Here is a 26,498-nt window from a genome sequence, read left to right on the forward strand (position 1 = left end):
ATGCAAGCGACCGCATCCACCACTGTCGCCCGCCCGATCGAGTCCGTCTGGAACACGCTGACCGATCACGAAGGCATGTCCAGCTGGGGTCCCGGCGTCACCGTGACCGTCGACAAGCCCGGCAGCCCGGAGCCGAACGGCCTCGGTGCGGTGCGTCGCATCACCACGCCCGGCCCGGGACCGGCGATGACCGAGGAAGTCGTGACGTTTCAGGCCCCGAACCTGTTCGGATACGCGGCGCGTTCCGGCGTGCCCATCCCCGGCTATCAGGGTGAGGTTCGGTTGACGCCCGAAGGGTCGGGCACGCGTATCGACTACGCGGTGTCGTCGACCTCTTCGTTCCCGCCGGTGAAGCTGGCACTGGCGGCCATGAGCCAGGTGTTGCTGCGACTGTTCGCGCGGGCCGCGACCAAAGCCTGACGGGCTAGAGTCCGACCGGCATCTCGGCGGCGATCGCGTCCAACAACGCGGGATACCGCTTGGATTCGGGGTGGTTGCTCGGCTTGCCGCTGCTGACCACCGCCACCGACAGCGCGCGCGATGGATCGGCCCATACCGCGATATCGGTCAACCCGGTATGGCCGAAGGCATCCGGCGAATTACGGCCGAATGGCCCGAACCGCTTGGAGCCCAGCATGTATCCGGTGCCCCAACGCATCGGCATGAGGCCGGTCGCGACATCAGGGCGGAGCCGTCGGCACTGTCGGGTGGCGGCGCGCAGCGTCTCCGGTCGTAAGATCCGGACGCCATCGAGTTCGCCACCACGGCAGAGGATTTCGGCGAAGCGCGATAACTCGAACGCGTTGGACACCGTGCTCGACGACGGCACCACGCTGGTGAGGAACGCCTCGGTGTTGCTGAACGGAATGATCTGGGTGGGGGTGCCGCCGACTGCCTTGCGGAAGATCGCTGCCATCGGCGCGGGCAGGGGCTTGCCGGTCACGTGGCTGGGCGCCACCAGCGGAACATCTTCGATCGCAACGCCGTAATTGGTCCAGCGGAATCCCAGCGGATCGAGGATCTCGGCGGCCAGGATGTCGCGGATGCCCTGACCCGTTGCCGCCGAGACGATTTCCCGCACCAGCGGGCCCCAGGTCAGCCCGTGGTACATGTGCATCAGGCCGGGGCGATAGATCGGCTTGAGATTGCCCAGCATCTCGCGCGCGTAGGCGCTGTCGTCCATCCGCTTGAGGTCTGGCCGCGGTCCGGTGGCCAGCGGCACCCCGGCGCTGTGCGTGACGACGTGCCTAACGGTGGTGCGGTCCTTGCCGTGACTGGTGTAGGTCGGCAGGTAGTCGCAGACCCGGGCATCCAAGTCGAGTTCGCCGCGCTCGACCAGCATGTGCACCACCGTGGTGCTGATGGCCTTGGCCGCGGAGTACACGCAGAACGGGGTGTCGGTGCGGACCGGGATCTGGTCGGCATCGGGGGCGTCGGCGGGGCCGTTACCCCAGGCGTGCCCGATTGCGCGGTCGAGGATCACTCGTCCGTCACGGCGCACACAGACCTGGATGGCCGGATGCATCCCGGCGGCATACCAGTGCCGGGCCGCCCGCCAAATCCGTTCCACTGCTTGCGAATCGACGTCGGAATGGTCCTCGGCGCCGACCGCGGTCACCACGTCCAGATCGGCCGGCACCCGGATACGCCCGGGTTCGGGGGAGCTCATGCGTCCTTCCGGTGCAAGGCGGCCGAAAGATGGTGTCGCAACGGCACACCCACCGCCGCCATCCGCACGCTGTAACTCAACGTATCGCGCTCCAGCTTGAACCACCGGCGCAGCGCATCAACCTCTTTCGCGGAATCGGTACGTGCGATGGTCGTCGACTGCAGGTCCAGCTCCAGGCCGTCGTCGAGCACCGTCAGGGTGCCTTGCAGTATCTCGGTGATCCCGGTCGGGTGCGCGAGCACCCATTCGACCTTGCCGGGGGTCGGCACCCGCAGATAACCGGTCTCGGCGTGCAGCGGCCGACCGTCGTCGGCGGCCCGGGTGCGCTGACCGTAGGCCACAAAAGGCTTGCCGACGTGGCCGAAGGTCACTTCCTCGGTGTAGTCGAACGGTTCGATGGTCGGGTACTCGCCGGAACCGGCGCCGGCCCAGGCGCCCAGCAGCGGTGCGAGAACGGCGACGTCGGCATGCAGTTCGGCCACGGTCGCCAGCCTACGGGCTGATCACCGGCAGTCCCGACGAGTAGTTACTTGGTCCCGACGGTCAGCAGGTCGGAGACCAGCTGCGTCCACCACGGCCGCTTCACCCGATGCTGCTCGGACACCGTGAACCCGGCATCTTCGAACAGCTGCGCCATGGCCGGTGGAGTCGGGGTGTGCGCCGGGTTCAGCAGACTGGACGACAACCCGTGCAGCGGCCCGGCCTGCCGCGGGCTCATGGTGGTGACCACGGCGATACCGCCTGGTCGCAGCACCCGGTGAAACTCGCGCAGTGCCGCAGGCTGGTCAAAGAAGTGGAACGCCGAGGTGGTCACCACCGCATCCAGCTCATCGTCGAAAAACGGCAGTTGCTCGGCGGGCGCGATCTGCCAGGTGACCTCGGAGGACCGGGCGCGGGCCTGGGCGAGCATGCCGTCGGCCATGTCGACGCCCGTGACGTCGGCCTGCAGTTCGCGCTCGATTCGGTCGGCGAAAATTCCGGTACCGCAGGCGATATCGGCGACCTTGTGGGCATTGTGGGTGCGCAGCTGAGCCAGCACCTCGTCCTGAGCCGGTTGGTAGACCAACCGCTGTAATACCTGGGTGTCGTAGGCCGGTGCAGCAAAGCTCCAGAAACCCGTGACGATGTCGTTGAATCCTCGACGCTGAACCATGGGCCAGATACTAAGCGCCGGTATCGAGCGGGGCGGGATCAGCCGGTGGCACCGCCGGGGATGAGACCGAGTGGCAGCACCGCGAACGCGGCGGTGATCATGACGAATGCCGATACTGTGCGCCGCGGCGGCGGTTCGTCGAGTTCGGGCCGGTTTCGCAGGTACAGCAGGTAAACCACGACGGTGTTGAAGGCGATGACCAGCAACCACCGGGTCCAGTCGAAAGCCGTGACGAACAGCGGGATGGTCAGCGCCAGCCCGAAGGCCGCCCATGCCCACTGATCACGCAGCCCGGACAGGAAATCGGTGAACCGCACCCCGGAGAGGTATTGCACCGCCGCGATGCATCCGGCCAAGCCCACCAGCCCGAGCACCAGTGAAACCGACAGCCCGGCCACGCCCTTGTGCGCGACGTGCCGCACGGCGTCGGCCAGGCTCTTGTCGTAGTCGGTCAGATACCAGCGGCAGGCCCACGTGTGGTAATCCCGCGTCGGGCTATGGCCGGTACGCAGCTGTTGCCGGAATTCGCGAAAATTGGTCATCATCGGCACCACGCGGTGCGGCGCGATGGCACACAGCCGGGCGCCGACGTCATGGCGGCCGAACATCGAGATGACGGTTTGCGCGGCCAGGCCGGGAACCACGGCGACGGCGGCGCACCAGCGTCGTCGCCGCGGTGAAAGGCCTTCGGCAAGAAGGTAAATCGCGAGGATCGCACCGAGGGCGAACTCCACCGGAATGGCTTCGTGGACGAACGCCAGGCCCGCGATCACAACGCTGTACGCGGCACTACAGGGCAGCGCCCAACCCGGCCGGGCCGCCACACTCAGTGCCAGGAGCACCACGGCAGTCGCGCCGAACAGGTCCGGGCGCGCCGAGAAGGCCGCGAACGGAACGCCGAACGAGAGCGTCGGCAGTAGCAGCACCAGCATGATCCGGCGTTCCGAACAGCCGTTACGCAGCAGCATCAGGCCCACTGACGCCAGGCTCAGAAGGTACGCGGCGGTCGACGTCCACCGCATCGCGCCGGCCCGGACGAAGAATGACGGGCCGTCCACCGGGCCCACAAGTTCACCGGCCAGTCCGCGCCGGATGAAACCGAACCGATAGTCGGCGATGTAATAGGAGACCAGGTAGTGCTCGACCGGGATGAGCGCGATGGCCCCGTAGAAGATGATCGCCGACCACACTCCGACACCGAGGCCGGTCGCTGCATAGACCAACCTCCGGTCGCGGCTCAGGCGCACGGACAGACTGTACCGGCCAGCCGATACGCTGCCGGTTTGTGAGTTCTGTCAGCTGGATCGCCCGACTTCTCGACTTCGCCCGCGACGGCGACGTCTTCACCGCGCCGCAACCCGCAGGGGGACCCGGCTCCCGGTTGTTCGGAGGACTGATAGCCGCGCAGGCACTGGCCGCCGCCGGCCGGACCGTCCCCGGCGAGAAGCTGCCGCAGTCGCTGCACCTGTATTTCGTCCGGGGCGGCCAGTACGGGGTGGACGTCGAATTTCACGTGGAACGGACCCGCGACGGGCGTGCCTTCGACACCAGACGGGTCACCGCGAAGCAGCACGGCAAGACGATCCTGGAAATGATCGCGTCATTTCACGTTTCCGAGCCCGGCGCGATCTGGCAGCGGCCGGAACCGATCGGGATCGAGCTGGACGACGCGGTGCTGAAGGCGCCGTCCCTCGGATTCGCTGATCGGTTCGAGATCCGGGTCACCCCGAACGACGAATCGTTGTTCGCCGTGCCGCCGTTCTGGATCCGGACCAACGACGAGATCGAGGACGACCCGCTGATTCGCGCCTGCATGCTGACGTTCATGTCCGACTTCGGGCCAGTGCCGGTGGCCCGGCCCGCCGGTACGGTGCTCACCGATGGCTTTGCCGCCAGCTTGGACCACACGGTGTGGTTCCATCGCCCGTTCGTGCCGCAGGACTGGCACCGATACGAAGTGATCGCCCTGGGCAACGCCGACTCCCGCGGGCTGGTGCGCGGCAGCTTGTACGACACTGGTGGAGTGCTGATCGCCAGCACCAGCCAGGAAGCCTTGTGGCGGCTGTAGTCCGGAGAGTGTGTCGATGACCGTCCCCGCGCCGAGTTGTTATCGGCACCCCGACCGCCAGACCTACGTGAGCTGCACCCGGTGTGGCCGGCCGGTCTGCCCGGAGTGCATGCGCAGCGCCGCCGTCGGCCAGCAATGCGTCGACTGCGTCGCGGAGGGACAGCAGTCGGCGCCGCAGGTGCGCACCCGCTTCGGTGGGCAGATCGGTGTCAAGCCGGTGCTCACCTACCTGTTGATCGCGGTGAACGTCGCGATGTTCGTGCTGCAGCACACGTCGGAGCACATGCAGCAGGATCTGGTGCTGTGGCCGCCCGGGGTTGCCCAGGGGCAGTGGTACCGGTTGGTGACATCGGCATTCCTGCACTACGGCCTCGCCCATATCGCGTTCAACATGTGGGCGTTGTGGGCGGTGGGTCCTCAGCTCGAGCAATGGCTGGGCCGGTTGCGGTTCGGAGTTCTCTACGGACTGAGTGGCCTGGGCGGGTCGGTGTTGGTGTACTTGCTCTCGCCGCTGAACTCCGCGTCGGCGGGTGCATCCGGTGCGATATTCGGTTTGTTCGGAGCCACATTCGTGTTGCTGAGGCGGCTGCGGGTCGATGCCCGTGGCATCGTGACCGTGATCGTCATCAACTTGGTGATCACCTTCGTGGTGCCGTTGATCAGTTCCCAGGCGATCAGCTGGCAGGCGCATGTCGGCGGATTGGTCACCGGCGTCCTGGTGGCGGCGGTGTTCGCGTATGCGCCCGCGCAGCAACGAAAACTGGCGCTCGTATCCGTGACGGTGATACTGCTCGCGGTGTTCCTCGGGCTGATCGTGTGGCGCACCCTGGCGTTGCAGGCGATGTTCGGTTGGTCAGCCGTGTGATGTGTAGGGGATCAACGCCATCTCCCGCGCGTTCTTGATGGCAGTCGCCACCTGACGCTGCTGCTGGACGGTCAATCCGGTGACCCGGCGAGAGCGAATCTTGCCGCGCTCGGAAATGAATTGCCGCACTTTGGCGGTGTCCTTGTAGTCGAGGTGGTCGACGCCCAGAGTGTCCAGCAGATTCCTGGCCGGTCGCTTGGTATCGGTAGGCCTCTTGGCAGCGGGCTTGCGGCGGGCCATCTACCAACTCGCTTTCCGGACACCGGGCAGGTGTCCCTCGTGTGCCAGTTCGCGGACCCGGACCCGGGACACCCCGAACTTGCGCAGATGCCCACGCGGCCGTCCGTCGACCGCGTCCCGGTTGCGGACCCGTACGGCGCTGGCGTCGCGGGGCTGGCGGGCCAATTCCCGCATCGCGGCCAGCTGTTGCTCGGCCGTGCTCAACGGGGACTTGATGATTGCCTTGAGCTCGTCCCGACGGACGGCGTAGCGCGCGACGATCAGCCGGCGCTGATCGTTCTTGACGATCTTGGACTTCTTGGCCATCAGCGTTCCTCGCGGAAGTCGACGTGCCGGCGCACGATCGGGTCGTACTTACGCAGCACGATTCGGTCGGGGTCGTTGCGTCGGTTCTTGCGGGTGACGTAGGTGTAGCCCGTGCCCGCGGTGGACTTCAGCTTGATCACGGGGCGGATATCGGTGCGGGACATCTAGATTCGCACCCCGTCTCGGCGGAGCCGGGCCACCACGGCTTCGATGCCGTCGCGGTCGATGACCTTGATGCCCTTGGCGCTCACGTGCAGCCGGATGCGGCGGTCTTGCGAGGGCAGGTAATAGGTTTTGACCTGGATGTTGGGGGTCCATCGGCGGCGGGTGCGACGATGCGAGTGGGACACCGTGTTGCCGAAGCTGGGCCTCCGGCCGGTGACTTGGCAGTGTGCAGACATGACCATCCTTAATGAAAATCATTTTCGACAAGTGCTGATCGGCACTGTACCGTTGCGACGTCGGTTTTGAAAATGATTGTCGATAAGGGGTGGCAATGCGTACGCCGGTGATCGTGGTGACTGGGCAGGAACGGACCGCGGAGGTCGTGCAGGAACTGCTTCAAACCCCCGGCACAGTGCTGGTCGAGCATCGGTTCGACGGGCATGTGGTCCGGCGTCGAACCGTCACCCGCCTGGGTGAAACCGCCGAAGCCGCACTCGAACTCGCGCACGGCTGCCTCTCCTGCACGATCCGCAACGACCTGCTGGTCTATCTTCGCCTGCTGCACCGGCGGGCGGAGGTGAATCGCATCGTGGTGCACCTGGCGCCTTGGCTGGAACCCGAACCGATCTGCTGGGCGATCAACCATGTCCGAGTTGTCCTCGGACCCGGGTACATCGACGGGCCCGCCGCGCGTGATGTCGTCATTGCCGGCGTGGTCACGTGCATCGACGACACCGACTGGTTGTCGCAGGCACTCGGTGAGGACGAATTGGCCGACGGTCGTACGGTGGCGCAAGTGGTGGTCGGACAGGCCGAGTTCGCGGACGTGCTGGTGCTGACTCGCTCCGAGCCGGTGCTGTTGGCGGTATGCCGGCGGCTGGCGCCGCGGGCTCAGGTCATCACCACGGGCGAAGCGACGGACAGCGCATTGCGGACGTTGTGGCCCGATGCCCGGATGGGTCGCAGTGACGACCCGCATGCCTCGCTGCTCGTCGGCCAGCCCAGCCTGAAACCCGCAGGGCCCGTTCAGATTATCGAGTTCAATGCACGGCGGCCGTTTCACCCGCAGCGTCTGCATGACGCGGTCGATCACCTACTCGACGGGGTGGTGAGAACGCGCGGCCGGATGTGGCTGGCCAACCGGCCCGAGCATGTCATGTGGTTGGAATCCGCCGGAGGAGGGCTGCGGGTCAGCAACGCCGGACGGTGGATCGCCGCGATGGCCCCCGGCGAGGCTGCCTATCTCAACCGGGAGCGTCGGGCCATGGCAGACCTTATGTGGGACAACGATTTCGGTGATCGACATATCGCGATGACGATGCTGGTGTGTGGCGCGCGGGACGAGGACGTGCTGGCGCCCCTGGAGTCGGCACTGCTCACCGACGAGGAATTCGCCCGCCCGCAGACGTGGGCGGACTACCCGGACCCGTTCGGTGACTGGCATCAGGAACCGTGCGGTGCCGACGAACCGGTACGCAACGGTCCGGGCACCGAACACGGCGCCGCGTAAGCGGTTCAGGACTCGATTGTCAATCGCCTCGATAACAAGGCGATCACGCCGCGTGTGGGTCCCCGAGCAGACCGAACCACCGGGCTAACTTCGCGATACAAGGTTCAGACGAGGGATGGAGCCGGACCGGTGTTGGCGACTTTGGTGGGCAGGACCTGTGGCGCAAAACTGCGTCGACTGGCGGTGGCGGCGGTCATCGCTCTGACTCTGCCGGGCATGCTGCTGCCCGGACGGCTTCCACAGGCACAGGCGGCCTCGAAGGCGGTCGAGCAGTTGAGCGTGCCGTCGCCGTCGATGGGCCGTGACATCAAGGTCGAGTTCCAGGGCGGTGGACCGCACGCCGTCTTCCTGCTCGACGGCCTGCGCGCGCAGGACGACCAGAGTGGCTGGGACATCAACACCGACGCCTTCTCCTGGTACTACCAATCCGGTATCTCCGTGGTGATGCCCGTCGGCGGGCAGTCCAGCTTCTACTCCGACTGGTACCAGCCGGCCACCAATTCTGGCGGCACCATCACCTACAAGTGGGAGACCTTCCTGACCCAGGAACTGCCCGGCTGGCTGGCGGCCAACCGCGGCGTGCAACCGCAGGGCAACGCCGTGGTCGGCTTGTCGATGTCCGGTGGCGCGGCGCTGACCCTGGCGATCTGGCACCCCGCGCAGTTCATCTTCGCCGGTTCACTGTCCGGTTTCCTGAACCCGTCGCAAGGCTTGTGGCCCACCCTGATCGGCTTCGCCATGAAGGACGCCGGCGGCTTCAACCCGAACCAGATGTGGGGCATCGCCAGCGATCCGGCGTGGCGGCGCAACGACCCCACGGTCAACGTCGCGCAATTGGTGGCCAACAACACCGCGGTGTGGGTCTACTGCGGCAACGGCGCGCCATCGGATCTGGACGCCCCGGGCGACTTCGGCGTGATGTACAGCGCGCAGTTCCTGGAGAACTTGACCATCACCACCAACAAGCAGTTCGAGCAGCTGTACAGGCAGGCCGGCGGGCACAACGCGGTGTTCAACTTCCCGGCCGACGGCACCCACAGCTGGGGCTACTGGGGCCAGCAGTTGCAGGCCATGAAGCCCGATCTACTGCGGGTGCTGGGTGTCGGGCAGCCGGCTCCGCCGCCCGCGGCACCCGAGGCCGCGCCGGTGCCCGCCCCGGCCCCGGCCGCAGGTTAGACCCGACAGCTGAGTTCCATGCTGTCGGCGTCGCGGGCCGGAAAACTCACACTGACATAGCCGTTCGCCGGATCACGCACATGGTCCAGATACGGCTGGGTGTCTGCCATGGACGTGTTGTCGGCCAGTATCAGCGCGCCCGTCGCCAGCTTGGGCTCCAGGATCTTGAGCACCGGGACGTACAGGTCTTTCCAGCCGTCGAGCAACACGAAGCCGATCGGTCCGTCGATCGCAGGCAGGGTCTGTAGTGCGTCTCCGGCCAGCACCGTGATCAGGTCGTCCAACCCGGTTTCGGCGAAATTGTGGGTGGCCGCTTCGATCTTCGCTGCGCTCAGTTCGGTGGTGATGACCCGGCCGACGCCGTTGTCACGCACCCCTGCGGCCAGATGAATGCCGGACAGGCCCAGCGACATGCCGAACTCGACCACGGTCTGCGGGCGCGATGCCCGCACCAAGGAATAGATCAGTCGGCCGGCATCTCGGGTCACCGGCATGTAGATGTCGCTGAGTGCGTCGGCCCGCTCCTGCGCGGTCGCATCGGCAAGCCGCGCGAATTGACCTGCGCGGCTCTGTAGTTCGGCCATCTGGGCGTCGGACTCTGCATACATTCGATCCAGGGCCGAGGCGACTTTGGCATCATCGAGTGTGCTCACCGGACCGACGGTACGCGCCGGCGTTGTCCAGGTGGGGGCTACCGATTGCCGGGCGTTGCCAGTCGCAGCTTGGCGGGATGAAATTCCCAACGATTCCACAGATTGGGTTCGTAGGGTTGCCCCGACTGCTGTCGACTGATGGCAGTCCCTGAGGGCATGGAGGTGCACGATGGGCATCAAGATCACTGCCAAGTCGCTGGGTCTGATTTTCGGCGGTGCAGCGATCGCGGCGTCGGCGGTTCTGGCGATCTCGCACACCGACGGCACGACCCACGACACAGTGAATATCGCGAAGAACGCGGTGAACGCCACCGGCGACAACCCCTACACCGCGCCGTCGGCAGTCGTCCGCTCCGGCGGTTCCGATTCCGGAATCACCACGACGGCGAACTCGGGCGGGTAAGCAGCGGGCTGCTGCGGCTGGTGTCGGTTTCATCACGTTCTGGTTCCACACTGGAATCCATTTGCGACACGGCATAGCCACGAGACCATCGGACGGCCAACACTCCTAGAGTGACGGACTCCTTCGGGCTTGGAAGCCAACGGCATTCAACCGCCCGACTCGCTGTGTGGCATTGAGTTGTACTCTTGCGACGAATTTCCGGTCGGGGGCTTTTGCGCCCCCGAGTTCGACGCTGTCCGTGTGGAATTCGAACGCAACTTCACAGCGCGCGGTGATGTGGGGGCCGCGGTGGCCGGTTTCGTCGACGGCGAACTGGTGGTCAACATGTGGGGCGGGTGGCAGGATGCCGGGAGCGAAATTCCCTGGCACCAAGGCACATTGGCGCCGGTATTCTCTGGATCGAAAGGTCTGACCAGCACCTGCCTACATCTTCTGGCCGAGCGCGGTGTCATTGATCTGAACGTGCCGGTATCTACGTACTGGCCGGAGTTCGCACAATCAGGCAAGGCTGATATCACGGTCTCGATGGTGTTGTCGCACCGTTCGGGCGTGATCGGTCCACAACAGCGGATGTCGCCGGACGAGGTGCTGGACTGGGATCACGTGTGTAGCGCCCTCGCGGCATCCGCACCCTGGTGGACTCCCGGCACGGCGCAGGGATATCACATGGTCACCTTCGGTTTCATCCTCGGCGAGGTGATCAAACGGGTCACGGGGCAGACCGTCGGCGAGATACTGCGTGCGGAGATTGCCGAACCGTTCGGCGCGGATGTGTTCATCGGGCTGCCCGGGGAACACCATGGGCGCTGTGCGGACATGATCAACAAGCCGCATGTGCGCGAGTTACTCGAAGATGCCGGGGCGCCGGAACGTCCCACGTCGCTGGCCGAGCACCGCAAGGCCGGTCTCTCGGTGGCGATGGGCTTCATCTCCGACGACGAAGTCGGCTCGCAGAGCATGGATCGTTGGCGTTCAATGGAATTCCCGGCGACCAATGCACATGTGTCGGCATTGGGCATGGCGACCTTCTACAACGCGATGGCTCAGGGCAAGGTCCTGAGCCGTGACCTGATGGACCTGTGCCGGACGTCCCAGGGTGGCTTCGACACCGACCTGGTACTCGGGCCCCGAGTCGCCGACCACGGCTGGGGCTTGGGGTACATGCTCAACCAGCGGCAGGTGAACGGCCCCAACGCGCGGATGTTCGGGCACGGCGGCTCGGGCGGTTCGTTCGCCTTCGTCGACCTGGAGAACGGCATCGCGTACGCGTACGTGATGAACTTCTTCGACAAGACCAAGGCCAATGCCGATCCGCGCAGTACCGCGCTGTCGGACCAGATCTACGCTGCGCTCGGGGTGCCCGCATGAGAGGGTCGCGCTCATTGCGGTAATCGGGCTCGAACCGCCGCCACCCGTGCTCCCCGCACGGGGCTATCAGTGGACAACGCGAGTGGTGTTGCAGCTGACCGTGCTCGCGGCGGCTGCCTATGTCTACGCCGTGGCCGAACTGGCACCGATCGGCGCGATGCCGGCGATCGCGGCCGATCTGCACGTCAGCGAGGCCCGGGTCGGAATGCTGCCTGCGGCTTACGCATTGATCAGCGTGTTGTCGACCGTGCCGCTGGTACGCCTCACCGCCCACTGGCCCAGGCGCCAAGTGTTCGTCTTGACCTTGCTGAGTCTCACTGTGTCGCAGGTGCTTTCGGCGCTCGCCCCCGGCTTGCTGTTGCTGGCCGTCAGTCGGGTGCTGTGCGCGCTCACCCACGGATTGATGTGGTCGATCGTTGCCCCGATCGGTGCTCGCCTGGTTCCGGCATCGCACACGGGCCGGGCCACCACCGCGGTCTACATCGGGACCTCCGCCGCGCTGATCGTGGGCAACCCGCTGACCACCTCGATGAGTCAGGCTTGGGGGTGGCGGGGTGCGCTGCTGGTGATCGCTGCGGTTGCCGGCGTGATCACGGTGCTGGCGCGGTGCCTCCTGCCGACGATGACCGTTGGTGCGGTTGAGCTGGAATCGAATTCACCGATGCGTTGGTTCCGCAACAAGCGACTGCTCACGCTGTGTGCGATCACGTTGGTCGGTGTCACAGCGCATTTCGCTTCCTACACGTTCGTCGTGCCGATCATCAGGGATGTCACCGGAGCCGACGGACGGGGCCAGGCGATGCTGTTGGCGGCGTACGGCGTCGTCGGATTGGTGTCGATGGCGGTGCTGGCCCGGGCCAGTGACAAATGGCCGCGCTTCGCCGTGACCGTGACGGTGGCGGTGCTGTGCCTGACATTCTTTGTGCTGACCGCAGTGGCGTCGGGCGGGTCACCGGTTTTGGGCGGCGGTGCCATTCTGATCTGGGGTGCCTGCGCAGCGGTGTTGCCGCCGATGCTGCAGGCCTCGGCGATCCGGGCCTGCCCACAACATGCAGAGGGGGCTTCGGCGTGGTACGTCACGGCTTTTCAGGTGGGCATCGTTTCCGGTTCGGTGGGCGGTGGAGCGGTGTACGACGGGCATAGCGTCCTGACGGTCATCAGCACCTCGGCGGTCCTGTTCGCCGTCGCACTGGCCGGCGTGATCGCGCGGACGGGGATGTTCCGGGCGGAGGCTGGAACCGGGTAGTACACGGCCACGACGGAGCTCGCTCGGTCCTGTCCCGGTAGTGCTTCACCCGGGTTACTCTGGCGTTTGTGGCACCGGTTCCCAGAACTCGCTACGCGTCACGCGGCGACTTGGACATCGCCTATCAGGTGCTGGGCGAAGGACCCGCCGACATGGTGGTCATGCCGGGGCCATTCATCCCCATCGACTCGATAGACAACGAGCCGTCGATGTATCGCTTCTTCCGGCGACTGTCCTCGTTTTCTCGGTTGATCCGGTTCGACCATCGCGGCATGGGAATGTCGTCGCGCATCGGGGCTGACACGATCACCCAGGGATGTTGGGCCGAGGATGCGGTCACGGTGATGGACGCGATCGGCGTCGAACGCGCGACGATCTTCGCGTCCGGCTTCACTGCGATGGCCGCGCTCCTGCTGGCAGGCGACCGACCGGAGCGGGTGGAGAACCTGGTGATCGTCAACGGCGCCGCCAGGGTGCTCTGGGCGCCGGACTACGAGGCCGGCTCACATCGGAGCGGGGCCAGCCCGTTCACGACCGTGGCACTCGAACCAGATGCCGTCGAGCAGGGCTTCGACGTGTTGCAGCAGATCGCGCCGTCGGTCTCAAACGACCGGGCGTTCCGCGCATGGTGGGACGCCGCAGGCAACCGCGCGGCATCACCGAGCATGGCCCGCAGATCGAATCAGACGATAGTGGCCGGAGACGTGCGTGACCGGCTCTCGCACATCACCGCTCCGACCCTCCTTCTGCATCGGAGAGAGGCGACATTCGTTCCGGTCGCGCACGGCCGGTATCTCGCAGAGCACATCGCCTGCGCCAGATACGTCGAATTGCCCGGCGCAGACACGCTTTACTGGGTCGGCGACAGTGCTCCGGTCCTCGACGAGATCGAGGAGTTCATCACCGGTGTCCGCGTCGGCTCGGACGCCGAACGTGTGCTCACCACAATCGTTTTCACCGACATCGTCGGCTCGACGCAGCATGCGGCCGGGCTCGGTGACATCCGGTGGCATGGCCTGCTCGACAACCACGACACCGTGATCCGCCATGAACTCGAACGTTTCGCAGGCATCGAGGTGAACACCGTCGGCGACGGATTCGTGGCGATATTCAACAGCCCCAGCGTCGCGATCAACTGTGCGGAGGCCATCGTCGATGCGGTCCGCCCGCTCGGCATCGAGGTCCGGGTGGGCATCCACGCCGGCGAGGTCGAGATTCGTGGCGATGACATCGCCGGTATGGCCGTGCACATCGGCGCACGTGTCTCCGCGCTGGCCGGTCCGAGCGAGGTGCTCGTCTCATCGACGGTGCGCGATATCGTCACCGGCTCTCGCCATAGTTTCACCGACCGCGGAGAGTACGACCTCAAAGGTGTCCCGGGCCGATGGCAGGTGTGCGCGCTCGTCCGCGCGGCGACGGTCGTCCCCGAACTGGATCATCGATATTGAACCAGCCGCGTGGCGAGCCCTACTGAATCACGTTGGTGCAGTGCAGGAATGACCGTCGCCTAGCTCAGCCAGGCGAGCGTTACCGGGGTACTCTGTCCCGGCCAGGTGGCGTGCAGGGTCGCAGCCCCGGCAGGGACTTCGGTGGGCAGTGCCCGTGCTATCACGAGTTCACCGGGCGCCGCGCCGTCGGTCAGGCCGCTACCGGCAACGCTCGCAGCCGATTCCGGGCGCGGCACCAGGGTGCCGTCGGATTGGAACATCTCCACTTCGTGGCCGGCGGACGTGATGGCCAGGGTGGTGGTCAAGACGTACACGCCGTCACTGGGTCCGTCGTGGAGCCAGCGGTGCCCCAATGCGGAATGCTCAAGCTCACCGACCAGTACGCCACCGGGTAGCGGGGCCGACCGGTAGGTGACCGGTACGTGGAACAGTCGCGTGCCACCGCGCACGATGAACGTCTCGATGCCGACCTCGCCTGCGGGATCGTCGAGCCGGAAGGCGGACACTATTTCGACGGGGCCGTCGCCGTCGAACCACGGTTGCGTCGGCACCCACGCGGTGACCAGGTCGAACTTGTGCGGTGTCAGTGTTGCGCGGTGGACGATAGCCATGTGTTCATCCTGCCAGCCACGCGACAAGCGGTGTCAGTTCTCTGATGGCGTGCACGTCCTTGGTCATGCCGGGCGGTCCAGGTAATCGGTGCCGCCGACGTACACCGTGTCGCGTTGGTCCGGTCCGGTGGCCGCGTCCGCTATGGCGGCCGCGAACTGCTGGATGGTCGGCAACGGGGCGAAGTCGCGTCGTGCGTCAACGGCCAACGGATCGCGTCTTTCCAGCAATCGGATGATGATGGTCCCTTCGATCATGTCGCCCGACACCACGGTGAAACCGATTCGGCACCGGTCGAATTCGGGTTGCAGCGCACGCAGTGCATCCTCGCCGGCCCGTTTGCTCTCGGCGATCGGCGCGTAACCATCGGGGATCGGCCGGCCGGGATAGAAGTGTGCCTGGTGGCTGGTGACGAACACGATGCGACTGCCGGCTGTCATCAGTGGCAATACCGAATCGACAAGGCGGACTTGGGCATCTCGGTTCAGCCGCATCGGGTAGCCGGGTTCGGCGCCGAGTTCCAGGCCGCCGGAGGCGTTGAGCACCAGCATGTCCAAGCGGCCGAACCGGCTGTCGATCCGGTCGACCATCGCTCGGCTCGCAGATTCATCGGATAGGTCCGCGCGCAGGGCGGACGATTGTCCGCCGGCGGCCCTGATGGCTTCGGCGACGGCCTCTGCGCGCCGCGCCTTCTCCCGGTAGTTCACCAATACATGGGTGTCGGAGCTGGCCAGCTGCCGGGCGACGGCAGCTCCGATGCCGCGAGAAGCTCCGGTGACAAGGGCGATTTTGGGGCGCATGAGAGAACACTACCCAAAAAATAAGAAAAATAAGAGAAACTTAAGGTAACATTAAATCTGCGGCCGGTCGGGTGTGGTGTGCCAAGCTAACGGCCGTGGGGATCCGAGGAACGTCCCGGCCGACCAAGGCCGACGTCGCGAGGCTGGCGAATGTGTCGCCGGCGACAGTCAGCTATGTCCTCAATGATGTTGCTGGGCAGCGTATTTCAGCAAAAACGCGAGCCGCAGTGCATGATGCCGCGGCAAGCCTGGGCTATCGCCCCAATCTGGCGGCGCGCAATCTGGCCTCTGGCGGTAGCGGTGTGGTGCTCTACATCGTGCCGCGGATCGCGCTCGGGGAGCTCCCGCTGGAAGTGGGCAGCCGGCTGACCACCGCGCTGGCTCGACGGGGCATCGTGCTGTCGCTGCAACTGGAAACCGATGATGGACAGAACGTCGTCGATGCGGTCGCCGACCTCAACCCGATCGCGGTCACCGGGGTCTTTCCGCTGACCGGAGCTGCCGCGGCGGCCGTCGACGCGGCCGGCATTCCCCAGATCTACCTGGGCAGTGAGAAGTTGCAGGCGCTGGGGGCGCTGCACCTGACGGTCGGTGCGATGCGGATCGACCACCTGGTGTCGCGCGGACATACGCGATTGGCGTTTGCCTACGTCGACACCTCGGAGTTGCGGCCGCTTGGTGATTACTGGTTGGCGGGGCTGCGGGAGGCGGCCCGCCGGCGTGGACTGCCGGACGTCGTCGTGGACACGGTGGCGGCGGACGGCTCGAATGCCGCCGACGTGGTGCGCCGTTGGGTGGATTCGGGGTTGACCGCGGTGTGTGCGCAGAGCGATGAGACGGCGTTCGTGGTGCTGCACGGGGTGCGTGAAGCGGGGCTGAACTGCCCGCGGGATCTAGCTGTGATGGGCGTGGATGCCATCCCGCTCGGTGCAGTCAGTGGGCCCCCGCTGACCTCGGTGCGGTTCGATCCCAGTTTGATCGTGGAGGCCGCCGTACCTGCAATGATGGCGGAACTGGGCTACCCCGCGGTCGGTGAACAGCCCGGCGACGACGCGGCGATGCTGTTGGTCCGCGACTCCACCTGAATCGGGTTCGCACCCCTTGTCGGGCGACCGCTCAGCGGTGTAGCTTACGCGGGTAAGCAGTCTCGCGGCTTCAGAGAGGCGGACCACAGTGTCTGTGGAGACCACCAGCGATGTGTATTTCGACCCGTACGACGTCGGCATCAACCGCGACCCGTACCCGGTGTTCCGCCGGCTCCGCGAGGAGGCGCCGCTCTACTACAACCAACAATTCGACTTCTACGCACTGAGTCGCTATGACGATGTCAACAAGGCCCTGGTCGACCACGAAACCTTCAGCTCGGCCCGCGGCGCGATCATCGAGCTGATCAAGGCCGATATCGAAATCCCATCTGGTGCATTAATTTTCGAGGACCCACCGATCCACGACATCCACCGCAAGCTGCTTGCGCGGATGTTCACTCCGCGCAAGATCAACGCGCTGGAACCGAAGATCCGCGAGTTCTGCGCGCGGGCGCTCGATCCGCTGGTCGGCGGCGGGAAGTTCGACTTCATCACCGACTTCGGTGCGATCATGCCGATGCAGGTGATCAGCGAGCTGCTCGGCATCCCCGAGGACGACCAGGTGATGATCCGCGATCACGGCAACGATCAGCTGCGCACCGAGGCCGGTAAGCCGATGAAGGCCGCCAAGGAGGGCCTGGTCGACGGCTCGATCTTCGAGACCTATATCGACTGGCGCAAGGACAACCCGTCCGACGACATCATGACCGACCTGCTCACCGTCGAGTTCACCGACGAATACGGTATCGCTCGCAAGCTCACCCGCGAAGAGCTGCTCATCTACATCAACGTGGTCGCCGGTGCCGGCAACGAGACCACCACTCGGCTGATCGGATGGGCGGCAAAGGTTTTGGCCGAACACCCGGATCAGCGTCGGGAACTCGTCGAGAATCCCGCGCTGATCCCGCAGGCCATCGAGGAACTGCTGCGCTTCGAGCCGCCGGCGCCGCACGTCGCGCGCTACGTCACCCGCGATGTCGAATACTACGGCCAGCAGGTGCCCGAGGGCAGCGTCATGATGATGCTGCTCGGCGCGGCCACCCGCGATCACCGGCAGTTCCCGCCGGACGGCGACGTCTTCGACATCCACCGCGAGCAGCGTCAGCACCTGGCGTTCAGCGTGGGCACCCACTACTGCCTGGGCTCGGCGCTGGCTCGTCTGGAAGGCCGCATCGCCCTGGAGGAACTGCTCAAGCGGTTCCCGGAGTGGGAGGTCGACCTGGAAAACGCCTCGCTGTCACCGACTTCCACGGTGCGCGGCTGGGACACCATGCCGGCATTTGCCAGGTGACCAGGACGCCCACGTTCCGCCGGACATACTGCTCAGATCACAAACTGACCGCCGTCGGGCAGCGCTGACGGCTTCGAGGCCAGGCACGGGCCAGGCCTCGATTACCCTTTGGGCGTGGATTCCGGGGTGGGGGAGACGGCGCTGACAGGACACCGCTGTTGATCGCACACGGGCTTGTTGTCCTGTTCGCGCTCTGTGCTGCAGTGTGCGCGGCCATCGGCATCGTGGTGCGACAGCGCGCCACCATCGACGTTCCGCCGGAGTACGGGGTCAGCACGGTCATGTTGCGGACCCTGCTGCGTCGCCGGCTGTGGTGGGCCGGCACCGGTGCGGCGGTTGCCGGCTACGCATTCCAGGCGCTTGCACTCGAACACGGGTCGCTGCTGGTGGTGCAGCCGCTGCTGGTCTCGGCGCTGCTTTTTGCGCTGCCGCTGAGCGCGCGGCAGGCCAATCGTCATGTCACTCGCGGGGAATGGCTTTGGGCCGGGTTGCTGACCCTCGGCCTGGGGGTCTTCGTGTTGCTCGCCCGGCCCGGACGGCAGGAGGAACCGGCGACCGTCGCAGTTGCCGCCGCGGTCGCGACGGTTGCCGGGGCGGTGATCATCGGCAGCATTGTCTTGGCCGTGCGGTGTAGGGGCTGGGCGCGAGCGGTACTGCTCGCCGGCGGGGTTGGTGTGCTCTTCGGCGTCGTCGCAGTGGTCACCAAGATCTTCATGCATGTCGTCGAGGAACGCGGACTGGTGGGCTCGCTGTCGACGCCGGCGCCGTACATCCTGATCGTGCTGGGCATAGTGGCGACGCTGCTGCAGCAGTCGGCGTTCCATGCCGGTGCCCTGCAGACCTCGGTTCCCACCATGTTGGTGCTAGAGCCCGTGGTGGCCGTGATGATCGGGGCCCTGGTGCTGGGGGAGGCGCTGGAGACCACCGGATACGAGGCCGTGGCGCTGGTGGTGGCGATCGGCGCGATGGCCGCCGCGACCATCGCGCTGGGCCGGGGTGAGGGTGCATACGAGGCTGAGTTGGAGCGTCAGACTGCGGTTCGCCGCGTCGGGCCGCACGCTTAGTGAGTGCAGTTTCTCACAGGCCCTCGAGGCATATCTTTAGTTTTGCTAACGTTGTTTCTTGGTGAGAGGCCCACAGGCCACGCGAACGAATTCACGCAGAGGTAGTCATGTCGAACGAGAACACCGGAATCGCCGTAGACGAGCACTTCGCTCGCCGCGTTGCCGAGCTGTACGCCAACGATCCCCAGTTCGCCGCCGCGCGTCCCAACGATGAGGTCAGCGCTTCGGTGGACGAGCCGAGCCTGCGCCTGCCCCAGATCATCCGGACCATCATGGAGGCTTATGGCGACCGTCCGGCGCTTGGTGGCCGGGCCGTCGAATACGTCACCGATGCCACGGGCCGCACGACTGCGGCGTTCCTGCCGCGTTACGTGACCATCACCTATGCCGAAGCGTGGAGCCGCATCCAGGCCGTCGTCGCCGCCCTCGCCGAGGCCGGCGTCGTCCCCGGAGACCGCGTCGCCATGCTCGGCTTCACCAGCGTCGAGTACACCGTCATCGACACCGCGCTGGCCGTGGCCGGCGCCGTCGCGGTACCGCTACAGACCAGCGCACCGGCCGAGCAACTGCAGCCGATCCTGACCGAGACCGAACCCACCGTGCTGTTCGCCGACGCCGATTTCCTGGACGATGCCGTCGAGCTGGTGCGGGGAGGGCATGTGCCGCAGCGGGTGGTGGTGTTCGAGTACCGACCGCAGGTCGACGCCCACCGTGAATCCCTGAAGAAGGCGACCGATGCGCTCACCCCGCTGGGCGTCGTCGTCGAGACGCTGACCGACTTGACCGACCGCGGTGCGGCATTGCCGACCGTGGCGCCGTACATCGACGCCGACCCGGACCCGCTGCGGGTACTCATCTACACCTCGGGCAGCACCGGCACCCCCAAGGGCGCGATGTACCCGGAACGACTGGTTGCCGGCATGTGGCGGGCCTCGGTGCGGGCCGGCTGGGGACAGCAGACCGCCGTTCCCGCGATCGTGCTGAGCTTCCTGCCGATGAGCCACATGATGGGCCGCGGTGTGGTCTACCGGGCCCTGGCCAGCGGCGGCACCGTGAACTTCGCCGCCCGTAGTGACCTGTCCACATTGCTCGAGGACATCTCGCTGGTGCGGCCGACGCAGATGAACTTCGTCCCGCGGGTCTGGGAGATGATCCACCAAGAAGTCCAGAGCGAAGTCGATCGGCGCGCGGTGGACGGTGTCACCGAAGAGCAGGTGCTCGCCGAGCGTCGGCAGAGCCTGCTCGGTGGCCGCCAGGTCGTCGCCCTGACCGGATCCGCACCGATCTCTCCGGAACTCAAAACCTGGGTACAGAACTTCGTCGGCCTCGAGCTGCTCGAAGGCTACGGCTCTACCGAAGCCGGCGGCGTCATGGTCAGTGGCCGTATCGCGCGTCCGATGGTGACCGACTACAAACTGGTCGATGTGCCCGAACTGGGTTACCTGCTGACCGACCGGCCCTACCCGCGCGGTGAACTGCTGATCAAGTCGGCTGACTTGATCCCGGGCTACTACAAGCGGCCCGAGACCACTGCAGAGGTGTTCGACGCGGACGGCTTCTACCGGACCGGTGACATCATGGCCGAGCTGGGGCCGGACCACCTCAAGTACCTGGACCGGCGCAACAACGTGCTCAAGTTGGCACAAGGCGAGTTCGTCACCTTGTCCAAGCTGGAGGCCGCCTACGGCACCAGCAGCCTGATCCGTCAGATCTATGTGTACGGCAACAGTTCTCGGGCGTATCTGCTCGCGGTCATCGTGCCGTCGGCGGAAGCGCTCGCCGGGGTGTCCTGTGGCGAGGAGCTGCGGCCGCAGCTGGCCGAGGCCCTGCAGTCCGTGGCCCGCGAGGCGCACCTGCAGTCCTACGAGATCCCGCGCGACTTCATCATCGAGCCGACGCCGTTCACGTTGGAGAACGGTCTGTTGACCGGCGTGCGCAAGCTGGCCTGGCCCAAGCTCAAGGCGCAATACGGCCCCGCACTCGAACAGCTCTACACCGACCTCGCCGACGGACAGGCCAGTGAGCTGCGGGCGCTGCGTCAGTCCGGTGCGGATGCGCCGGTGCTGGAGACCGTCAGCCGAGCCGCGCGGGCCTTGTTGGGTGCCGGTGCCTCGGAAGTCGCACCCGATGCCCACTTCACCGACCTGGGTGGAGACTCGTTGTCGGCGTTGACCTTTGGCTCACTTCTGGAAGAGATCTTCGACGTCGAGGTACCGGTCGGCGTGATCGTCAGCCCGGCTACCGACCTCGCCGGTGTGGCCGCGTACATCGAAGGTGAACGGGCGGCCGGCGGCCAGCGGCCGACGTTCTCCACGGTCCACGGCAAGGGCTCCACCGTGGCGCGGGCCGCGGATCTGACGCTGGACAAGTTCATCGACGCCGCGACCCTGGCGGCGGCGCCGTCTCTGCCGGGCCCGGCAGCCGAGGTGCGCACGGTATTGCTCACCGGCGCAACCGGATTCCTCGGGCGCTACCTGGCCCTGGATTGGCTGGAACGGATGGACCTGGTCGACGGCAAGGTGATCTGCTTGGTCCGCGGTAAGTCCGACGCCGATGCCAGGGCCCGCCTCGATGCCACGTTCGACAGTGGCGACCCCAAGCTCTTGGCGCACTACCGGGACCTGTCCGATCATCTCGAGGTCATCGCCGGTGACAAGGGCGAGGCCAATCTCGGTTTGCCGCAGGAGGTTTGGCAGCGGCTGGCCGACACCGTCGACGTGATCGTCGACCCGGCCGCGCTGGTGAACCACGTGCTGCCCTACAGCGAGCTGTTCGGCCCCAACGCGCTGGGTACCGCCGAGCTGATCAGGATCGCGCTGACCACCCGGATCAAGCCGTTCGCCTACGTCTCAACCATCGCCGTAGGCTCGGGCATCGAGCCCGGCAAGTTCGTCGAAGAGGCCGATGTTCGGGTGATGAGCGCGGAGCGCGCGGTGGACGACAGCTATGCCAATGGTTACGGCAATAGCAAGTGGGCCGGTGAGGTGCTGCTGCGCGAGGCCAATGATCTTTGTGGCCTGCCGGTTTCGGTGTTCCGTTGCGACATGATCTTGGCCGACACGTCCTATGCCGGTCAGCTCAACCTGCCGGACATGTTCACCCGGATGATGTTCTCCCTGGTGGCCACCGGCATAGCGCCGAAGTCGTTCTACCAGTTGGGAGCTGACGGCAACCGCCAACGGGCGCACTATGACGGCCTGCCGGTCGAGTTCGTCGCCGAAGCCATCTCGACGCTGACCGAGAAGGTCGCCGCGGGTGAGACCGACACGACATTCGAGACGTACCACGTGATGAACCCGTACGACGACGGCGTCGGCATGGACGAGTACGTGGACTGGCTGATCGAAGCCGGGTATTCCGTTGCCCGCGTGGATGATTACGCTGACTGGCTGACTCGCTTCGAGACCGGTCTGCGTGGCTTGCCGGACCGTCAGCGCAACGCCTCGCTGCTACCGCTCCTGCACAACTACCAGCAGCCCGGCCAGCCGTTCAACGGCTCCATTGCTCCGGTGGACCACTTCCGATCCGCCGTGCAGGACGCGAAAGTTGGTGCGGACAAAGATATTCCGCACATCTGCGCGCCGGTGATCGTCAAGTACATCACCGACCTGCAACTGCTCGGCCTGCTCTGACCGCCCGCTGATTTGTGCACGATTTCGGGGTGCTCAGCGCACCCTCGGGGCGCACAAATCGCACAGGGAATTGGCAGGCCGAGACTGGAACAAAGCCGGCTCGACCGGCGTAATTAAGAGAGGTGGGGGCGCGAAGAGGCGCTGCCTACCTCATCTTCCGAAATACTCGTGAGGTTTTCTTATGTCGATTGACATCGCTGACGAACGGCTCGCTCGCCGGATCGCCGAATTGTCCGCCAATGACCCGCAGTTCGCCGCTGCCTTGCCCATCGAGGCGGTGGCCCAGGCCGTCGAGAAGCCGGGCCTGCGACTGCCGGAGATCGTGCAGACCGTGCTGAAGAGCTATGCCGACCGGACCGCGCTCGGACAGCGCGCCGTCGAGTTCGTCACCGAGAACGGCCGTACTGTGGCCAAGCTGCTGCCCCAGTACGACACCATCACCTATGGCGAGTTGTGGGAGCGGGTCCGCTCCGTCGCTGCCGCACTGCACGCCGACGGCGTGAAGGCCGGAGACTGCGTTGCCATCCTCGGCTTCACCAGCACCGACTACACCGTCATCGACACCGCCCTCGGCCAGATCGGCGCCGTGTCGGTGCCCCTACAGACCAGCTCGTCCGCGTCATCGCTGCTACCGATCATCGCCGAGACAGAACCGGTGCTGATGGCGGTGAGCGCCACGTATGTCGCCGACGCCGTCGAGCTCGCCATCGGCGGTCCCGCTCCGGCCCGCGTCGTGGTGTTCGATCACCACACCCAGGTCGATGACGAACGCGACGCCATCGACGCGGCGCGTGCCGCGCTGGCCGATGCCGGACTGAACGTGGTCGTCGAGACGTTCGGTGAGGTGCTCGATCGCGGCACGGGCCTGCCGGACGCTCCGGCGCCGGTTTTCGCCGACGAGGATCCGCTGACCCTGCTGATCTACACCTCCGGGTCCACCGGCGCCCCCAAGGGCGCGATGTACCCCGAGAGCAACATGACGAGCTTCTGGCGCAGCGCCAGCTCGGCATGGTTCGGGCCGAGTCAAGCGTCGATCAACCTCGCCTTCATGCCGATGAGCCACGTCATGGGCCGCGGCATCCTGTACTCCAGCTTGGCCAACGGTGGCATCGTCTACTTCGCCGCGAAGAGCGACTTGTCCACTCTTCTCGAAGATTTCGCGCTTGCTCGCCCCACGGAGCTGAACCTGGTACCCCGGGTGTGGGAGATGCTGTACCTAGAATTCCAGAGCCGGGCCGACAAGCTGGTGCCGGCCGAGGCCGGTGCAGCCGAGCGTGACGAAATCGAGCAGCAGGTCATGGCCGACATGCGGCAGAACCTGCTGGGCGACCGGTACATCAAGGCGATGACCGGCTCGGCGCCGATCACCGATGAACTCAAGGCCTGGGTCGAGAAGTTCCTCGGCATCCACCTGCTGGAGGGCTACGGCTCCACAGAAGCCGGCATGGTCTTCTTCGACGGCGTGATCCAGCGGCCGACGACTCTGGACTACAAGCTGGTCGACGTGCCCGATCTGGGCTACTTCCTGACCGATCAGCCGTACCCGCGTGGTGAGCTGCTGGTGAAGACCCAAAACCTGTTCCCGGGTTACTACAAGCGGCCCGACGTCACCGCGAGCGTGTTCGACGAGGACGGCTTCTACCGCACCGGCGACGTGGTCGCCGAGCTGGGCCCGGACCAGATCATGTACGTCGACCGGCGCAACAACGTGCTGAAGCTGGCCCAGGGCGAGTTCGTCACGCTGGCAAAGGTGGAGGCGGCATTCAGCAACAACAGCCCGCTGGTCCGGCAGATCTACGTCTACGGCAACAGCGCTCAGCCGTACCTGCTGGCTGTCGTGGTGCCCACCGAAGACGCGTTGGCGCGTTGGGATTCGGCCGAGCTGAAGCGGCAGATCAGCGACTCGCTGCAGGAGGTCGCCAAGGCAGCCGAGCTGCAGTCCTACGAGATCCCGCGCGACTTCATCGTGGAGACCGAGCCGTTCTCGTTGGAGAACGGTCTGCTGACCGGTATCCGCAAGCTGGCCTGGCCCAAGCTCAAGGCCCACTACGGCCCGGTGCTGGAAGAGTTGTACGCGAATCTTGCTGCTGGACAGGCGGACGAGCTGCGTGCGCTGCGACAGAACGGTGCCGACGGACCCGCCCTGCCGACCGTCATTCGCGCCGCCAGTGCGCTGCTCGGTGCGTCGGGTGAGGTCTCGGCCGACGCTCACTTCACCGATCTCGGTGGAGACTCGTTGTCCGCGTTGACGTTCGGCAACCTGCTCGAAGAGATCTTCGGCGTCGAGGTGCAGGTCGGCATCATCGTCAGCCCGGCCACTGATATGGCGGCCCTGGCTTCCTACATCGAGAACGTGCGCAATGGCGGCGCCAAGCGGCCCAGCTTCACCTCCGTCCACGGCAAGAACGCCGTCGAGGTGCGGGCCGCGGATCTGACGCTGGACAAGTTCATCGACGCCGCGACCCTGGCGGCGGCGCCGTCTCTGCCGGGCCCGGCTTCCGAGGTGCGCACGGTATTACTCACCGGCGCAACCGGATTCCTCGGCCGCTACCTGGCCCTGGAGTGGCTGGAGCGGATGGATCTGGTCGACGGCAAGGTGATCGCCTTGGTGCGCGCCAAGTCCGATGAGGAGGCGCGGGCCCGCCTCGATGCGACGTTCGACAGTGGCGACCCGAAGCTGCTCGCGCACTATCAGTCGCTGGCCGATCACCTGGAGGTCATCGCCGGTGACAAGGGCGAGGCCAATCTCGGTTTACCGCAGGAGGTTTGGCAGCGGCTGGCCGACACCGTCGACGTGATCGTCGACCCGGCCGCGCTGGTGAACCACGTGCTGCCCTACAGCGAGCTGTTCGGCCCCAACGCCCTGGGTACCGCCGAGCTGATCCGGATCGCGCTGACCACCAAGCAGAAGCCGTACATCTACGTCTCGACCATCGGTGTGGGCGACCAGATCGAGCCCGGCAAGTTCGTCGAGGACGCCGACGTCCGGGTGATGAGCTCGGTGCGTGCTGTGCACGACGGTTACGCGAACGGTTACGGCAATAGCAAGTGGGCCGGTGAGGTGCTGCTGCGCGAGGCCAATGATCTTTGTGGCCTGCCGGTTTCGGTGTTCCGTTGCGACATGATCCTGGCTGACACCTCGTACGCCGGCCAGCTCAACCTGCCGGACATGTTCACCCGGATGATGTTCTCGCTGGTGGCCGCGGGTATCGCCCCGTACTCGTTCTACGAGCTCGACGCCGAGGGCAAGCGGCAGGCCGCGCATTACGACGGACTGCCGGTCGAGTTCATCGCGGAGGCCATCGATACCCTCGGTGTGCAGCCGGCGGGCGGATTCGCCACCTACCACGTGATGAACCCGCACGCGGACGGTATCGGCATGGACGAGTACGTGGACTGGCTGATCGAAGCCGGGTATTCCATTGCGCGCGTGCCGGATTACGCCGAGTGGCTAGCTCGTTTCGAGACCACGCTGCGGGCCCTGCCAGACCGGCAGCGCAACGCTTCGCTGCTGCCGCTGATCCACAACTACCAGAAGCCCGAGCACCCGCACAACGGGTCGATCGCGCCGGTGGTGGTGTTCCGTGAGGCCGTGCAGGAAGCAAAGATCGGTCCGGACAAGGACATTCCGCACGTGACCGCGCCGGTGATCGTCAAGTACATCACCGACCTGCAGCTGCTGGGCCTGCTGTAACCCGGTGAAGTGGGCGCGTTTCGTATCACTGTGCGATACGAAACGCGCCCACA

At 65.8% G+C, this 26,498-nt stretch carries 25 protein-coding genes; 14 read left to right on the top strand and 11 right to left on the bottom strand.

Annotation, left to right across the window (positions count from 1 at the left end; all coding sequences use genetic code 11):
* The gene (locus ABIA30_RS18220; RefSeq protein WP_370067876.1) at nt 1-420 is read left to right on the top strand and encodes an SRPBCC family protein; all 420 of its coding nucleotides are present in this window, start codon (nt 1-3) and stop codon (nt 418-420) included.
* A 4-nt stretch (nt 421-424) separates the two neighbouring features.
* On the opposite strand, the gene lipE is transcribed toward ABIA30_RS18220, so the two are convergent.
* The 4 genes from lipE to ABIA30_RS18240 are packed head-to-tail and all read right to left on the bottom strand — an operon-like array spanning nt 425 to nt 4,069.
* Nucleotides 425-1,669 carry a lipase LipE gene (lipE, locus tag ABIA30_RS18225; protein WP_370067878.1) on the bottom strand — a complete coding sequence of 415 codons (1,245 nt, stop codon included), beginning with the start codon at nt 1,667-1,669 and terminating at the stop codon, nt 425-427.
* Nucleotides 1,666-2,160 (bottom strand): peroxynitrite isomerase, encoded by a 495-nt coding sequence (locus ABIA30_RS18230; RefSeq protein ID WP_370068162.1) that lies wholly within the window; start codon nt 2,158-2,160, stop codon nt 1,666-1,668. Before ABIA30_RS18230 ends, lipE begins: the two co-directional genes overlap by 4 nt.
* Nucleotides 2,161-2,195: 35 nt before the next feature.
* A complete protein-coding gene (locus ABIA30_RS18235; protein ID WP_370067880.1) occupies nt 2,196-2,822 on the bottom strand; it encodes a class I SAM-dependent methyltransferase in 627 nt (208 codons plus the stop codon).
* Between the two features lie 38 nt (nt 2,823-2,860).
* Complete coding sequence (locus ABIA30_RS18240) at nt 2,861-4,069, bottom strand: hypothetical protein (protein ID WP_370067882.1); 1,209 nt, start codon at nt 4,067-4,069, stop codon at nt 2,861-2,863.
* A 38-nt stretch (nt 4,070-4,107) separates the two neighbouring features.
* On the opposite strand from ABIA30_RS18240, the gene ABIA30_RS18245 reads away from it, so the two are divergent.
* Together ABIA30_RS18245 and ABIA30_RS18250 are read left to right on the top strand one after the other, a co-directional pair.
* Nucleotides 4,108-4,890, top strand: a complete 783-nt coding sequence (locus ABIA30_RS18245; RefSeq protein WP_370067884.1) for an acyl-CoA thioesterase — start codon at nt 4,108-4,110, stop codon at nt 4,888-4,890.
* Nucleotides 4,891-4,906: 16 nt separating this feature from the next.
* The gene (locus tag ABIA30_RS18250) at nt 4,907-5,755 is read left to right on the top strand and encodes a rhomboid family intramembrane serine protease (protein WP_370067886.1); all 849 of its coding nucleotides are present in this window, start codon (nt 4,907-4,909) and stop codon (nt 5,753-5,755) included.
* Here ABIA30_RS18250 and rpsR read toward each other — a convergent pair.
* From rpsR to rpmB, 4 genes are read right to left on the bottom strand one after another with little or no spacing between them, the layout of a single operon-like run.
* The gene (gene rpsR, locus ABIA30_RS18255; protein ID WP_370067888.1) at nt 5,744-5,995 is read right to left on the bottom strand and encodes a 30S ribosomal protein S18; all 252 of its coding nucleotides are present in this window, start codon (nt 5,993-5,995) and stop codon (nt 5,744-5,746) included. The genes ABIA30_RS18250 and rpsR overlap by 12 nt on opposite strands.
* On the bottom strand, nt 5,996-6,301 hold the full coding sequence (gene rpsN / locus ABIA30_RS18260; protein ID WP_370067890.1) for a 30S ribosomal protein S14: 306 nt from the start codon (nt 6,299-6,301) through the stop codon (nt 5,996-5,998).
* On the bottom strand, nt 6,301-6,465 hold the full coding sequence (gene rpmG, locus ABIA30_RS18265) for a 50S ribosomal protein L33 (RefSeq protein WP_370067892.1): 165 nt from the start codon (nt 6,463-6,465) through the stop codon (nt 6,301-6,303). Before rpmG ends, rpsN begins: the two co-directional genes overlap by 1 nt.
* On the bottom strand, nt 6,466-6,702 hold the full coding sequence (gene rpmB / locus ABIA30_RS18270) for a 50S ribosomal protein L28 (RefSeq protein WP_370067894.1): 237 nt from the start codon (nt 6,700-6,702) through the stop codon (nt 6,466-6,468).
* 95 nt (nt 6,703-6,797) lie between these two features.
* Between rpmB and mrf the strand changes: the two genes are divergently transcribed.
* On the top strand, nt 6,798-7,976 hold the full coding sequence (gene mrf, locus ABIA30_RS18275) for a ribosome hibernation factor-recruiting GTPase MRF (protein ID WP_370067896.1): 1,179 nt from the start codon (nt 6,798-6,800) through the stop codon (nt 7,974-7,976).
* Between the two features lie 216 nt (nt 7,977-8,192).
* Nucleotides 8,193-9,152: an esterase family protein gene (locus tag ABIA30_RS18280; protein WP_370068164.1), complete on the top strand. Its 960-nt coding sequence runs from the start codon at nt 8,193-8,195 to the stop codon at nt 9,150-9,152.
* Here ABIA30_RS18280 and ABIA30_RS18285 read toward each other — a convergent pair.
* Nucleotides 9,149-9,760: an O-methyltransferase gene (locus ABIA30_RS18285; protein WP_370068166.1), complete on the bottom strand. Its 612-nt coding sequence runs from the start codon at nt 9,758-9,760 to the stop codon at nt 9,149-9,151. The two genes, ABIA30_RS18280 and ABIA30_RS18285, sit on opposite strands and share 4 nt — an antisense overlap.
* A 214-nt stretch (nt 9,761-9,974) precedes the next feature.
* On the opposite strand from ABIA30_RS18285, the gene ABIA30_RS18290 reads away from it, so the two are divergent.
* The 4 genes from ABIA30_RS18290 to ABIA30_RS18305 all read left to right on the top strand — a co-directional run bounded on the left by ABIA30_RS18290 (nt 9,975) and on the right by ABIA30_RS18305 (nt 14,270).
* Complete coding sequence (locus ABIA30_RS18290; protein ID WP_370067898.1) at nt 9,975-10,208, top strand: hypothetical protein; 234 nt, start codon at nt 9,975-9,977, stop codon at nt 10,206-10,208.
* A 177-nt stretch (nt 10,209-10,385) separates the two neighbouring features.
* Entirely contained in the window at nt 10,386-11,576 is a 1,191-nt protein-coding gene (locus ABIA30_RS18295; RefSeq protein WP_370068168.1) for a serine hydrolase domain-containing protein, read from the top strand.
* Nucleotides 11,577-11,658: 82 nt separating this feature from the next.
* Entirely contained in the window at nt 11,659-12,822 is a 1,164-nt protein-coding gene (locus tag ABIA30_RS18300) for an MFS transporter (RefSeq protein ID WP_370067900.1), read from the top strand.
* A gap of 68 nt (nt 12,823-12,890) precedes the next feature.
* Complete coding sequence (locus tag ABIA30_RS18305) at nt 12,891-14,270, top strand: alpha/beta fold hydrolase (protein WP_370067902.1); 1,380 nt, start codon at nt 12,891-12,893, stop codon at nt 14,268-14,270.
* Nucleotides 14,271-14,329: 59 nt separating this feature from the next.
* On the opposite strand, the gene ABIA30_RS18310 is transcribed toward ABIA30_RS18305, so the two are convergent.
* Complete coding sequence (locus ABIA30_RS18310; RefSeq protein ID WP_370067904.1) at nt 14,330-14,881, bottom strand: hypothetical protein; 552 nt, start codon at nt 14,879-14,881, stop codon at nt 14,330-14,332.
* A gap of 63 nt (nt 14,882-14,944) precedes the next feature.
* On the bottom strand, nt 14,945-15,679 hold the full coding sequence (locus ABIA30_RS18315) for an SDR family oxidoreductase (protein WP_370067906.1): 735 nt from the start codon (nt 15,677-15,679) through the stop codon (nt 14,945-14,947).
* Between the two features lie 95 nt (nt 15,680-15,774).
* Between ABIA30_RS18315 and ABIA30_RS18320 the strand changes: the two genes are divergently transcribed.
* The 5 genes from ABIA30_RS18320 (at nt 15,775) to car (ABIA30_RS18340) (ending at nt 26,445) form a co-directional block, all read left to right on the top strand.
* On the top strand, nt 15,775-16,764 hold the full coding sequence (locus ABIA30_RS18320; RefSeq protein WP_370067908.1) for a LacI family DNA-binding transcriptional regulator: 990 nt from the start codon (nt 15,775-15,777) through the stop codon (nt 16,762-16,764).
* Nucleotides 16,765-16,852: 88 nt separating this feature from the next.
* Nucleotides 16,853-18,055 (top strand): cytochrome P450, encoded by a 1,203-nt coding sequence (locus tag ABIA30_RS18325; RefSeq protein WP_370067910.1) that lies wholly within the window; start codon nt 16,853-16,855, stop codon nt 18,053-18,055.
* A gap of 158 nt (nt 18,056-18,213) precedes the next feature.
* Nucleotides 18,214-19,119: a DMT family transporter gene (locus ABIA30_RS18330; protein ID WP_370067912.1), complete on the top strand. Its 906-nt coding sequence runs from the start codon at nt 18,214-18,216 to the stop codon at nt 19,117-19,119.
* Between the two features lie 107 nt (nt 19,120-19,226).
* On the top strand, nt 19,227-22,751 hold the full coding sequence (car, locus tag ABIA30_RS18335; protein ID WP_370067914.1) for a carboxylic acid reductase: 3,525 nt from the start codon (nt 19,227-19,229) through the stop codon (nt 22,749-22,751).
* A gap of 181 nt (nt 22,752-22,932) precedes the next feature.
* On the top strand, nt 22,933-26,445 hold the full coding sequence (gene car / locus ABIA30_RS18340; RefSeq protein ID WP_370067915.1) for a carboxylic acid reductase: 3,513 nt from the start codon (nt 22,933-22,935) through the stop codon (nt 26,443-26,445).
* Nucleotides 26,446-26,498: the final 53 nt, after the last annotated feature.

The sequence above is a fragment of the Mycobacterium sp. MAA66 genome, assembly GCF_041261665.1.
Taxonomy (GTDB): Bacteria; Actinomycetota; Actinomycetes; order Mycobacteriales; family Mycobacteriaceae; genus Mycobacterium.